The organism is Cupriavidus gilardii, assembly GCF_008801915.1.
In the GTDB taxonomy this organism is placed as follows: domain Bacteria; phylum Pseudomonadota; class Gammaproteobacteria; order Burkholderiales; family Burkholderiaceae; genus Cupriavidus; species Cupriavidus gilardii.
Genome location: NZ_VZOV01000001.1, coordinates 39,129 through 51,453, shown reverse-complemented (window position 1 = coordinate 51,453; position 12,325 = coordinate 39,129). Strand labels below are relative to the sequence as shown.

9 protein-coding genes are annotated in these 12,325 nt (G+C 69.6%); 2 read left to right on the top strand and 7 right to left on the bottom strand.

Annotation, left to right across the window (positions count from 1 at the left end):
* Window positions 1-5 precede the first annotated feature (5 nt).
* Window positions 6-917, top strand: coding sequence for a DUF3626 domain-containing protein (locus F7Q96_RS00255; RefSeq protein WP_053824241.1), 912 nt, complete (start codon window positions 6-8; stop codon window positions 915-917).
* Here F7Q96_RS00255 and F7Q96_RS00250 read toward each other — a convergent pair.
* The 6 genes from F7Q96_RS00250 to F7Q96_RS00225 form a co-directional block, all read right to left on the bottom strand.
* On the bottom strand, window positions 874-1,845 hold the full coding sequence (locus tag F7Q96_RS00250) for a YihY/virulence factor BrkB family protein (protein ID WP_082371799.1): 972 nt from the start codon (window positions 1,843-1,845) through the stop codon (window positions 874-876). The two genes, F7Q96_RS00255 and F7Q96_RS00250, sit on opposite strands and share 44 nt — an antisense overlap.
* Window positions 1,846-1,858: 13 nt before the next feature.
* Entirely contained in the window at window positions 1,859-2,383 is a 525-nt protein-coding gene (locus F7Q96_RS00245) for a host attachment protein (protein WP_053824242.1), read from the bottom strand.
* Between the two features lie 82 nt (window positions 2,384-2,465).
* Window positions 2,466-2,804, bottom strand: a complete 339-nt coding sequence (locus F7Q96_RS00240; RefSeq protein WP_144425976.1) for a hypothetical protein — start codon at window positions 2,802-2,804, stop codon at window positions 2,466-2,468.
* 193 nt (window positions 2,805-2,997) lie between these two features.
* On the bottom strand, window positions 2,998-6,153 hold the full coding sequence (locus F7Q96_RS00235; protein WP_053824688.1) for an efflux RND transporter permease subunit: 3,156 nt from the start codon (window positions 6,151-6,153) through the stop codon (window positions 2,998-3,000).
* A gap of 13 nt (window positions 6,154-6,166) precedes the next feature.
* The gene (locus F7Q96_RS00230) at window positions 6,167-7,381 is read right to left on the bottom strand and encodes an efflux RND transporter periplasmic adaptor subunit (RefSeq protein ID WP_151021884.1); all 1,215 of its coding nucleotides are present in this window, start codon (window positions 7,379-7,381) and stop codon (window positions 6,167-6,169) included.
* An 82-nt stretch (window positions 7,382-7,463) separates the two neighbouring features.
* Entirely contained in the window at window positions 7,464-9,140 is a 1,677-nt protein-coding gene (locus F7Q96_RS00225; RefSeq protein WP_053824244.1) for a RecQ family ATP-dependent DNA helicase, read from the bottom strand.
* A gap of 311 nt (window positions 9,141-9,451) precedes the next feature.
* Here F7Q96_RS00225 and F7Q96_RS00220 point away from each other — a divergent pair, with 311 nt between their 5' ends.
* Entirely contained in the window at window positions 9,452-10,621 is a 1,170-nt protein-coding gene (locus F7Q96_RS00220) for an MFS transporter (RefSeq protein WP_226995085.1), read from the top strand.
* Window positions 10,622-10,688: 67 nt separating this feature from the next.
* Here the strand turns inward: F7Q96_RS00220 and F7Q96_RS00215 are convergent, their stop codons facing one another.
* Window positions 10,689-12,077 (bottom strand): FAD-binding oxidoreductase, encoded by a 1,389-nt coding sequence (locus tag F7Q96_RS00215; RefSeq protein WP_053824245.1) that lies wholly within the window; start codon window positions 12,075-12,077, stop codon window positions 10,689-10,691.
* Window positions 12,078-12,325 lie beyond the last annotated feature (248 nt).

Below are 12,325 nucleotides of genomic sequence, written 5' to 3'. Positions count from 1 at the left end.
CCGTCATGCCCGTCCACGCCATCGATGCCCGCAATGCATGGGTGCCGCCCCCGGATTCTCCGCAGGCGCGCGCCCTCGCCCATGTCGCCGCACGCAGCCTCGGCGAGCCGGTCGACCCGACGCTGCGCGTCACGCTCAATTTCCATCCCGACCGCCTGCACCACGGCATGCCGTTCCTGCAGGCGCTCGCCAACGACGGGGTCTATCGCTCGCAGTTCGAGACCGGCACCAGCAATGGCGGCCTGACCGCGCATCCCGGAGGCGACCGTTGGCAGTGGGAGAGCCGGCTGTTCGGCGGTGCCTACGATGACGCCGCGCCGGCCGAGCGCCCGAAGTACGGCGCACTGAATTTCCGTCGCCGCGCGACCGGGGGCTCGCCGCGCTTCGGCTCGGCGCATCTGCGGTTGACCGGCGCGGTGCTGGGCCGCACCACCTTCTGCTATCCCGACAGCGTCTACGAGCCCACCGCGTTCGGCGTGGCCGAGCGCATGGGCCTGATGGCGCTGGCAGCCACGCCGCAGCCGGATCCACTGGACGACTATATCGAGGCACAGGTGCACGGGCCGGTCGAGCTGGCGCGCGATGTCGAGGCGCTGGTGCTCGATCCCTGCTATCGCGGCACGGAGGTCGAGACGATGGCACGCGCACTGCCTTGCGCGCTGGAATGGCATGCGGGCTTCATGCTGTCGGTTGACGAGCTGCGCCGCCACCCGGACTATCGCGGCCCGCGCTACGTCGAACTGGGCTGCGCGCTGGCACGCGACGGCTGGCTGACGCCCGCGCTGATCGGCGAAGCGGCCCGCGGCGGCAACCACGACTCTCAGGATCTGAAGAAGGTGTGGCACTGCCTGGCGTGCTTCGGCGACATGGGGCTCACGGCCCCTGGTGCCGCCCCTGCCCTTCGGGCGGGCCCCTGAGCTCCTGCCGCTCGACGTAGCGGCCAGGTTTGACAGCCACCGTCCGCTCGGCCGGCTGCTGCCCGCGCAGCGAGCCGTAGCGGTGCGCGTACAGCCAGGTGAATTCCGCCCCCAGCAGGAAGATCTGCGCGGAGTAGTAGACCCAGACCAGCAGCACCACCAGCGAGCCCGCGGCGCCGTAGCCGGAGGCCACGCCGGTCTTGCCGATATACAGGCCGATCAGGAACTTGCCGAACGTAAACAGCAGCGCGGTCACCAGCGCGCCCAGCCAGACGTCCGGCCAGCGCACGCGGGCGCGCGGCATGATCTTGTAGATCATCGCGAAGCCCGTGGTAATCACCGCCAGGCTGAAGACGAAATCGACGGCATGGGCCAGGGCCTCTTCTTCGCCGAACAGCGGCGCCCATCCGCGCGACAGCGCCGCCAGCGCGGCGCTGGCCAGCAGCGACACGATCAGCAGGAAGCCGATGCCCAGGATCATGCCGAACGACAGCACGCGCGCGCGCAGCAATCCCCATAGTCCCGAACTCTTCTGCCGTTCCGGCACGCGCCAGATGCGGTCGAGCGCGCTCTGCAGTTCCGCGAATACCGTGGTCGCGCCGATCAGCAGCGTGACCAGACCGGCCAGTGTCGTCAGCGTGCTGGTGGCCGGTTCGCTGACGGCCGCGAGCATGTCCTCGATCGCCTTCGCGCCCTCGGTACCGATAAAGCCCTGCAGCTCGGTGACGATGGCCCCGCGCGCCGCCTCGGCGCCGAACACCACGCCCGCCACCGAAATGACGATCAGCAGCAGCGGCGCCACCGAAAACACCGTGTAGTAGGCAATCGCCGCGCCCATGCTGGGCGCGTAGTCGTCGATCCACGCGCTGACCGTGTCCTTCAGCAGTCCGTAGAGGTTACGGACCGCGCCCACCGCGCGGCGCGGCATGGCGGCCTCGCGCTCAGCCCGCGGCCTGGCCGCCGGACCGGTCGCCGGCGAACCTGGCCGCGAACAGCCGTTCGGTCAGTTCGCGCTCGGGCAGATGCACCAGGTCCTTGTCGACTTCCTCGGTCACCACGTTGGCGACCTGCGCGGGCAGGTGCTTGCGCAGCAGGCCCAGGAAACGCGGGGCCGCGGCGATGCGCAGCTCGTCGTAGCGCTGCTTCTGCAGCGCGTCGGCCAGATGCTCGGCAACACGGCGGGCAAAGCCCTCCGCCTCGAGATGCAGCTCGTCCTCGCCGGCCGACGACGTGACGCTCGACGGCGCACGCTGGCGGCCGGTCCCGCCGCCCACCGCCGGCCCCGCGCCGGGGCCCGCTCCGGCACCGGCGCGGCGTCCGTACGCGTCGCGACGCAGGTCGGCGGCGTCGGCATGCGCCCCGGCGTCGGTCAGTTCATCGATGCAGGCCAGTTCCTGGCCGGGCTTGTGCCCTTCGAGAATACGGGCGATGGCCTCGTCGGCCACCAGGACCCAGGTGGTTTTCATCGGATGCTCCTCTGCTGTGGGTGCCTGACGTCCGACGCGCGGGACGTGAGGGCCCCCGTCGATGGATCGATGCGATCGCGCCCTACTGGCTGGTTGCGTCCTCGTCCCCGTGTTCGTCTCCCGCGACAGCGATCTTCACCGGGCCCTGCGGCTTCTTGCCCTGCTGACCCTGCTGGTCCTGCTGGTCCTCCTGCTTGAAGACCTTGCGCTCCTCGACGTTCTCCGCGCCGCCGGCGGTCATGCCGTCGCCCAGCGTGTTGCCGCTCCCGGACACGCCGCCCGCGGCGCGCTCCTCCGCCTGTACGGTTTCATCGGTATTGGCGCCCTCGGGATCGGGACGCTGCGCCGGATCGGTGGCGGGGTTCTGCTGTTTCGCACCGCCGCCTTGTCCGCCCTGCCCACCCTGCCGTTGCTGTGCCATGGTGTCCTCCATACGTCACGATGTCTGGAGTCAAGCTGCAAGAAGCCTGCCATTGGCCGATACGGATGCGCAGCCGGGGCCGCAATACCTTGTCGGCGCGCGCGTGGGGCGGGGCGCGGGCTGCGGTGGCACCGATGCGCCCGGGCCTGCGCGTCGCACCCGCGAGTAACAAATACGCGGGCGGTAAGGTTCTTCACGCGGTCCTTGTCGAAATTTCGCTGGCGGGCGTGCCGCGCCGGCCGCCAAACCAGCGGTGCACCGCGACATAGAACAGCGGCACCCAGAAGATCGCCAGCACCGTCGCCGTGATCACGCCGCCAATCACGCCGGTGCCGATCGCATGCTGGCTGCCCGAGCCGGCGCCGACCGACGTCGCCAGCGGCACCACGCCGAGCACGAAGGCCAGCGATGTCATCACGATGGGCCGCAAGCGCATGCGGCTTGCCTCGATCGCGGCCTCGACGATGCCCTTGCCCTGGTCGTGCAGCGCCTTGGCGAACTCGACGATCAGGATGGCGTTCTTGGCCGACAGCCCCATCGTCGTCAGCAGGCCGACCTGAAAGAACACATCGTTGGGCAGCCCGCGCAGCAGCGTCGCCGCCAGCGCGCCGACGATGCCCAGCGGCACGATCAGCATCACCGAGAACGGAATGGTCCAGCTCTCGTACAGCGCGGCCAGGCACAGGAACACCACCAGCAGCGACAGCGCATACAGCGCCGGTGCCTGCGCGCCCGAGAGCCGCTCCTCGTAAGACAGCCCGCTCCACGAATGGCCGACGCCGGCCGGCATCTGCGCCATGATGGCCTCGACCGCGGCCATCGCCTCGCCGGAGCTGTGGCCCGGCGCCGGCTCGCCCAGGATCTGGATTGCCGCCACGCCGTTGTAGCGCTGCAGCTTGGGCGAGCCATGGCCCCAGCTGCCGCTGGCAAACGCGGTGAAGGGCACCATCGCGCCGCGGTCGTTGCGCACGAACCATTTGGCGAGGTCATCGGGATGCATTCGCGCATCGGGCCGGCCCTGCAGATAGACGCGCTTGACGCGGCCCTGGTCGATGAAATCGTTGACGTAGCTCGAGCCCCAGGCGATCGACACCGTGCTGTTGATCTCGGCCAGCGACACGCCGAGCGCGCGCGCCTTCTCGTCGTCGATCTCCAGCCGATATTGCGGCTCGTCGTTCAGCCCGTTCATCCGTACCCGCTGCAATTCGGGACGTTGGGCGGCGAGCTGCAGAAAGCGGTCGCGCGCCTGCATCAACACCCCGCGCCCAACGCCGGCACGGTCCTGCAGATAGACGTCGAAGCCGGTCGCGTTGCCCAGCTCCATCACGGCGGGCGGCACGAAGGCAAAGGCCATCGCATCGCGCATGCCGCTGAACCGCGCCTGCGCGCGCCGGGCGAGATCGAACACGCTGGTCGCCTCGCCGATGCGCTCGTGCCACGGCTTGAGCAGCACGAAGGCGAAGCCGGAACTTTGTCCGCGGCCGGCGAAATTGAAGCCGTTGACGGTGAACAGCGACTGCACCACGCCGCCCTCTTCCTGCAGCAGATAGTCGCGCAGCCGGTCGAGCACCTGCTGCGTGCGCTGCGCCGACGCGCCCGGCGGCGTCTGCACCTGCGCGAACAGCACACCCTGGTCCTCGTCCGGCAGGAACGAGGTCGGGATCCGCGTGAACATCCACGCCGCCAGCGCCAGGATCAGCAGGTAGACGGCGAAGTAGCGGCCGCGCCGATTGAGCACCGCCACCACGCCGCGCTCGTAGCCGCGCGTGGCGGCTTCGAAGCCGCGATTGAACCAGCCCAGCGGGCCGCGCCTGGGCGCGCCGTGTCCATGTCCATCGCCATGTTTTGGCAGCGGGCGCAGCATCGTCGCGCACAGCGCCGGCGTCAGCACCAGTGCGACCAGCACCGACAGCACCATCGCCGACACGATGGTGATCGAGAACTGCCGATAGATGACGCCGGCCGAACCGCCGAAGAACGCCATCGGCAGGAACACCGCCGACAGCACCAGCGCGATGCCGACCAGCGCGCCCTGGATCTGCCCCATCGACCGGCGCGCCGCCTCCTTCGGCGGCAGTCCTTCCTCGGCCATCAGCCGCTCGACGTTCTCGACCACCACGATGGCATCGTCGACCAGCAGCCCGATCGCCAGCACCATGCCGAACATCGTCAGCGTATTGATCGAATAGCCGAACGCCGCCAGCACGCCGAAGGTGCCGAGCAGCACCACCGGGACCGCAATGGTCGGAATCAGCGTAGCCCGGACGTTCTGCAGGAACAGATACATCACCAGGAACACCAGCACCACGGCTTCGAGCAGCGTGCGCACCACGCCCTCGATCGACGCGGAGATCACCGGCGTGGTGTCGTACGGATAGACCACCTGCATGCCCGGCGGGAAGAACGGCTCCAGCTCGCCCAGCGTTGCGCGGATCGCCTTGGCGGTATCGAGCGCGTTGGCGCCGCTGGCGAGCCGGATCGCGATGCCGGAGGCGGGGCGGCCGTTGTACTGCGCGTTGATGTTGTAATCCTGGCCGCCGAGGCCGACCTCGGCCACATCCTTGAGCCGGACCTGCGAGCCGTCGCCGTTGACCTTGAGCAGGATCTCGCGGAACTGCTCGGGCGTCTGCAGGCGCGTCTTGCCGACCACTGTCGCGTTCAGCTGCTGGCCGGCGACCGATGGCAGCCCGCCCAATTGGCCCGAAGCGACCTGCACGTTCTGCGCCTGGATCGCGGCGCGGACGTCCGACGGCGTCAGCTGGTAGGCGGTCAGCCTGGCCGGATCGAGCCAGATCCGCATCGCGTACTGCGCGCCGAACACCTGGAAGTCACCGACGCCCGGCGTGCGCGACAGCGGGTCCTGGATGTTCGACACGATGTAGTTGGCCAGGTCCTCGCGCGTCATGCTGCCGTCGCTCGACACCACGCCGACGATCATCAGGAAGTTGCGCACCGACTTGGTCACGCGGATGCCCTGCTGCTGCACCTCCTGCGGCAGCAGCGGCGTGGCCAGCTGCAGCTTGTTCTGGACCTGCACCTGCGCGATGTCCGGGTTCGTTCCCTGCTCGAAGGTGACGGTGATGGTCATGTTGCCGTCGCCGTTGCTCTCGGACGAGATGTAGCGCAGCCGGTCCAGCCCATTGAGCTGCTGTTCGATGACCTGCACCACGGTGTCCTGCACGGTCTGCGCCGACGCACCGGGGTAGTTGACCTGGATCGCGATGGTCGGCGGCGCGATGGCCGGATACTGGCTGACCGGCAGCGCGCCGATCGACAGCGCGCCCGCCAGCATGATCACCAGCGCAATGACCCAGGCGAAGATCGGGCGTTCGATAAAGAAGCGGGACATCGGGGCGCTCCGTTCAACGCTGCGAGACGGCGGCGCGCGCCGGGGGGGCCGCGACTGCGGAGGCGGGCGCGCTGGCCGGCGCTGCCCCCGCCAGCGGCAGCGCACGCACCTTCATGCCCGGCCGCACGAACTGCAGCCCGTCGACGATCAGGCGCTCGCCCGGCTGCAGGCCGCCGCTGACCAGCCAGTTGTCGCCGATCACGCGTTCGGCGTCGATCCGGCGCAGTTCGACCTCGTCGTTCGCATTGACCAGCAGCGCCGTGGCCTGCCCCTTCGCGTCGCGCGTCACGCCGCGCTGCGGCGCCAGCATGGCGGCCGGGCGCACGCCCTGCTGCATCCGCGCGCGCACGAACATGCCCGGCAGCAGCTCGTGCCGCGGATTGGGAAACACCGCGCGCAAGGTCACCGAGCCGGTGCCGGTGTCCACCCCCACCTCGGTGAACTCCAGCCGGCCGGGCTCGGCGTACTCGCTGCCGTCTTCGAGGATCAGCCGCACGCGGGCCGCGTTCTCCCCCGCCGCTTCCAGACGACCGGCCGCGAGATCGCGGCGCAGGCCCAGCAGCGCGGACGAGGGCTGCGTGACATCGACATAGATCGGATCGAGCTGCTGCACGGTGGCCAGCGCGTTGGCCTGGCCGTTGGTGGCGAGCGCGCCCTCGCTGGCGAAGGAGCGGCCGATGCGCCCGGAGATCGGCGCCAGCACCCGGGTGTAGCGCAGGTCGATCGCGGCGCGGTCCACCGCCGCCTGCGCCGTCAGCCAGGCCGCTCGCGCCTGCTCGTATTCCTGCTGGCTGACCGCCCGCTCGCGTGCCAGCCGCTCGTAGCGCTGTGCGGTCTGCCGGGCCGACTCGAGCGTTGCGGCGGCGCTGGCGTGCGCGGCCTGGTAGGTGGACGGATCGATCTGGTACAGCTGCTGACCCTGCCGGACCTCGCTGCCTTCCTTGAACAGCCGCTTCAGGATGATGCCGTCGACCTGCGGCCGGACCTCGGCGACGCGGTAGGCCACGGTGCGGCCGGGCAGTTCGGTGCTGAGCGTCACCGGCTGGGGCTGCAGCGTGACATAGGCGACCTCGGGGGTCCGGGCGGCGGCGGGGGCCTCCCCCCTGCCGCAGGCGGCCACGGTCAGTGCCGTCAGCAGGACCAGCGAGGTGGCGCGCAGCCTGCAGGGAAGAGACGAAACCGGTGCAGCCGGCGAGGGCGATGCGGCGAAGGTGGGATCGGCGGGCATGGCGGGAATCGGAATACATCGGGCGGCACCGATGCTAGCCGTCCATGCCGGTCAGGCCGCTGGCGCCAGCCTGACGGTTTTGTCATGTAGCAGGGCTTGCCGCCTGGGCCTCGCGCTTCAGATAGCGCGGCACGAAGCGGCGGACCGTGCCATCCGGGAAGCGCACATCGACGCGTTCGCGCGTGGTCGCGACCACGGTGCCGACGCCATGGCGGCGCGCGCGCACCCTGTCCCCTTCGGCGAAACGCGGGGCGCTCGCGCCGCGCTTCGATTCGGGCAGCGGCTCGACCGGATGGCGCGCGGCCTCGGCCGCCCGCACGCAGCTGTCGCAGGTGCCGCAGCGCTCCGGGCCGCCGTGCTCGCCGTAGTACTCCAGCAGCATCGCCCAGCGGCAGCGGCCGCTGCGCGCATAGTGCAGCATGGCCTCGAGCGTGGCGCGGTCCTTGTCGCTGCGTTCGGCGTACTGCGCTGCGATGGTCCGCACCGCCTGGGCGTCGCTCTTGCCGGGCTGGCGGCTGTAGCGGCCGTCCTTGTGACGGTGGGCGACATCGGCCTCGCACAGCATCGTCAGCGCGACCTGAAGCTTGCGCCGGGCCACGTTCGGCAGCCGTTGATGCAGCGCGTCGAGCGACAGCGGTTCGGCGGCATCGATGTCCCGCATCTGCGCGACGATCTGTTCGAGCGTATCGGCGCCGGGATAGCGGTTCGACAGGAAGAACTGCTGGACTCGCTTGTCCCGTTCGTCATGCAGCAGCGTGCAGCGCGCCGGCTCGCCGTCGCGGCCGGCACGGCCGGTCTCCTGGTAGTAGGCATCGAGGCTGCCCGGCAGCTGGGCATGGATGATGAAGCGGACGTCGGGCTTGTCGATGCCCATGCCGAACGCATTGGTGGCGACCATCACGCGGCATTCGCCGGTCATGAAGGCTGCCTGGCTGTCGCGGCGCTGCGCCGCGGTGCAGCGGCCGTGATACAGCGCCACCTGCTGCCCTGCCTCCTTCAGGCCCGCATGCAGCCGCTCGGCTTCGCGCACCGTGGCCGTGTAGACGATGCCGGCGCCTTTCTCGCGCGCGACGAGGCTGCGTACCTGCGCGAGCCGCTCGTCGTCGCCGGCGACATGCTGGACCGCATAGATCAGATTGGGCCGGTACAGGCCGGCCTTGACCACGCACAGCGACTGCAGGTCCAGCTGCGCGGCGATGTCGTGGATCAGCGCGTCGGTGGCGGTCGCCGTCAGCGCGAGCACCGGCGGCCGTCCGAGCGCGCGTACCGCCTCGGGAATGCCGAGATACGCCGGCCGGAAATCATGGCCCCATTGCGAGATGCAGTGCGCTTCGTCGACGACCAGCAGGGCGACGCGATTGCGCTGGATCGACGCGATGACCTCGGGGTCCTGCAGCTGTTCCGGCGTGGTCAGCACGATCCGCTCGTCCCGGCGGGCGACGCTGTCCAGCGCGGCATCGGCGGCGGCATCGCCGACCGCGCTGTTGACGACCGCCGGGCCCAACTCGAGCCCTTCGAGTTTCTCGGCCTGGTCCTGCATCAGCGAGATCAGCGGCGAGACGACGACTGTCAGGCCGTCCAGGCACAGCGCCGGTACCTGGTAGCACAGCGACTTGCCGCTGCCAGTCGGCATCACCGCCAGCGTGTCGTGCCCCTTGAGCACGCTGTCGATGACTTCGGCCTGGCCGGGGCGCAGCTGCTGGATGTCGAAGCGCTCGCGCAGCAGGCGCCGGATGGAGTCGGGCAGCGTGGAGGTCATGTCAGAGCGGCGGCAGCAATTTCCGTGCCGCACGCCGCTGCTGCGCTCGTTCCACGATGCGGCCGCCGCGGTCCGTCTTTGAGAAAAATTGACACCCCCGAATGGACGGACTTACGCTCGGTCGTCCCTGGACATGCCCCGCCCGCCGCCTCGCGCCGCCGCGCCGCAAGCCCTTCCGGGCCACGCAGTTCCTCCATACCCATAACGACAAGACTCGCCGAGACAGCCCCGCCGTGCCTTCCTCCCGCCTGAACCCCTCGCTGCTCAGCGAGCTGCGCCCCGCCCTGCCGATCCTGATCGGCGCCTCCGTGATGCTGAGCCTGGCGATGGGCCTGCGGCAAAGCCTGGGCATCTTCATGCCGCCGCTGACGCGCGATATCGGCATCTCGGTATCGGACTTCACCGTCGCGATCGCGGTGCAGAACCTCGCCTGGGGATTGCTGCAGCCGATCGCCGGCGCGTGGGCGGTGCGGGTGGGCTTTCGCCCGCTGATGATGAGCGGGGCCTCGCTCTATGTGCTGGGGCTGGCCTTGCTTGCCGGGGCCGAAGGGATGATCGGCGTCACGCTGGGCGCCGGCGTCGCGATCGGCGCCTCGATGGCCTGCACCGGCAGCGCGATCGCGATGGCGGTCGCCGCCCGCCCGATCTCGCCGACGCTGCGCAGCACGGTGCTGGGCATCGTGTCGGCCGCGGGGTCGCTGGGCGCGCTGATCGCCGCGCCGATCGGACAGGTCGTAGCGCAGGGCTACGGCTGGCGCGTCGGCATGGTCGCCTTCGTCGTGCTGGCGCTGGCGATGCTGCCGGCCGCGTGGTTCGCCGGCCGGGTCGACCGGCTGCCGGCGCCGGTGTCGCCGAGCGGCATCGAACAGAACGCCCGACAGGCGCTGGGGACCGCGCTGCGCCATGCGCCCTTCCTCGTGATGGCGCTGGCGTACTTCGTCTGCGGCATGCAGCTGGTCTTCCTGACCACGCATCTGCCGTCCTATCTCGATGTCTGCGGCATGGACGCGATGCTGAGCGCGCAGGCGCTCGGCGTGATCGGCGGCTTCAATGTGCTGGGCAGCCTGTTCTTCGGCTGGGCCGGCGGGCGCGTCAACAAGCTGCTGCTGCTCGGCGGGATCTACACGCTGCGCTCGCTGGCGCTGATCTGGTACTTCTCGTCGGCGCCGACGCCGGAAAGCACGCTGCTGTTCGCCGCGGTGATGGGCTTCCTGTGGCTCGGCGTGGCACCGCTGGTTGCCGGCTGGATCGCGGAGACCTTCGGGCTGCGCTGGCAGGCGATGCTGGGCGGCGTGGCGTTCTTCAGCCACCAGATCGGCAGCTTCGTCGGCGCCTTCGGCGGCGGCCTGCTGTTCGACGCGCTCGGCTCGTACACGCTGGCATGGCAGGTCGGCGTATCGCTGGGCCTGGCCGCCGGCCTCGCGCAGATCGCGTTCGCCGTCGTCACGCGGCCTAGGCCGCCGCGGATGGCGACGGGCTAGGCCGCGTCACGCACGGCGTCGGGCAGCGCGATGGTGACACTTCATGCGCGCCGACGTGCGCGACGCCTTATTGCGCCGGACGGATGTTCTGGTTGCCGCGGAACAGATTGTCCGGATCGTATTCGCGCTTGATCTGCGCCAGCCGCGCATAGTTGGCGCCATACGCCGCATCGACCCGCGCCGTTTCGTCCTGCGTCAGGAAATTCACGTAGACGCTTCCCAGCGCGAATGGCGTCAGCGCCTCGAACAGGCCGCGCGTCCACTGGATGCAGCGCTGGTCGTCGTCGGCCTGCTGCCAACGGCCGTGGATATTCATCACGAAGTTGGCGTCGCGATGCGCATAGGCGGTGGCATCGACCGGCACGCGGCCGACCCGTCCGCCCAGCGCTCCGATGAAGATTTCGCATTCCGGCGATGGCAACGTCGCCAGCCCGTCTTCCAGCACGGCCAGCATGCCGTCGTCGAGCCGCGAGAAATTGTGCGACTTCCAGTAATTGCGCGCGCCCGGCGTCAGCAGCGGATCGAAGGCCTTCTGCCAGGCGGCATAGGGCATCGCCCCCAGATGCTCGCCATAGGGCTGACCGAATTCGCGGATCGGCGCGATGGCGCCGGCACCTTGCGCCGACGGGCCGATATAGCAGCTGGCCAGCACCATCACCGGCTTGCCGTGCACCTCGGCCGGCAGGAAGGGCAGCGGCGGCGCCAGCCGGAACACGGCCCATACCGTGAGCTCGTCCGGGGCGGCGTCCATGAAGTCGCGATAGCGCGGAAACACCTGTGCGGCCTGCTCGAACGGGTACACCACCAGGCCGCCGTAGATCTCGGGGCCGACCGGATGCAGCTCGAACTCGAACTGCGTGACCACGCCGAAGTTGCCGCCGCCGCCCCGGATGGCCCAGAACAGGTCGGGATCGTTGTCGGCATCGACACGGTGGTGCCTTCCATCGGCGGTGATCATGTGCGCGCCGAGCAGGTTGTCCACCGTCGTCCCATATTTGCGGCTGATCCAGCCAAAACCGCCGCCCAACGTCAGCCCCGCAACGCCGGTCGTCGAATTGATGCCCAGCGGCGTCGCCAGCCCGAATGCCTGCGCCTCGTGGTCGAAATCGGCCAGCGTCGCACCGGGCTCGACCCAGGCGACCCGTGCCTGCGGATCGACCACGACCGACCGCATGCCGGATAAATCGAGCACCAGCCCCTCGTCGCAGACCGCCGTGCCGGCAATGTTGTGGCCGCCGCCCCGCACCGCCGCGCGCATGCCATGTGTTGCGGCAAAGCCGATCGCGCTGATCACGTCGGCGGCGCCGGCACAGCGCGCGATCGCTGTCGGCCGGCAATCCACCGTGGCATTCCACACCTTTCTCGCTTCCTCATAACCGGGATCGTCGGCCTGCAACACTGCTCCCCGCATCCCCGACTTCCATTGGTCGATGGTTTCCCTGCTCGCACTGGTCATGGCGCACCTCTCGTCTTGCTCTGGACGCAGCGTCCTCGACAGGCTGTCCGGCCTGGAGGCCGCGCGGTGGCGGGGTGATGGCCATCACGTGGTGTGTGTGCCCGGATCGATCGGTCTGCGACCTGCGAGGGATGAGGGTGGAAGGCGGGATCGGCGGAGGGCGCTGGTGCGGAACATTTAAGGCACGAGGTCGGCAAATGTAAAGCCACGCCGCCGCCCGGACATTGGAGGCAAAGGCAAGCAGGATT

Coding starts and splice junctions, on each gene's coding strand:
- F7Q96_RS00225 (WP_053824244.1), bottom strand. CDS start 9,140: ATGACCTCCACGCTGCCCGACTCCATCCGGCGCCTGCTGCGCGAGCGC.
- F7Q96_RS00235 (WP_053824688.1), bottom strand. CDS start 6,153: ATGTCCCGCTTCTTTATCGAACGCCCGATCTTCGCCTGGGTCATTGCG.
- F7Q96_RS00245 (WP_053824242.1), bottom strand. CDS start 2,383: ATGAAAACCACCTGGGTCCTGGTGGCCGACGAGGCCATCGCCCGTATT.
- F7Q96_RS00250 (WP_082371799.1), bottom strand. CDS start 1,845: ATGCCGCGCCGCGCGGTGGGCGCGGTCCGTAACCTCTACGGACTGCTG.
- F7Q96_RS00240 (WP_144425976.1), bottom strand. CDS start 2,804: ATGGCACAGCAACGGCAGGGTGGGCAGGGCGGACAAGGCGGCGGTGCG.
- F7Q96_RS00220 (WP_226995085.1), top strand. CDS start 9,452: ATGCTGAGCCTGGCGATGGGCCTGCGGCAAAGCCTGGGCATCTTCATG.
- F7Q96_RS00255 (WP_053824241.1), top strand. CDS start 6: ATGCCCGTCCACGCCATCGATGCCCGCAATGCATGGGTGCCGCCCCCG.
- F7Q96_RS00215 (WP_053824245.1), bottom strand. CDS start 12,077: ATGACCAGTGCGAGCAGGGAAACCATCGACCAATGGAAGTCGGGGATG.
- F7Q96_RS00230 (WP_151021884.1), bottom strand. CDS start 7,381: ATGCCCGCCGATCCCACCTTCGCCGCATCGCCCTCGCCGGCTGCACCG.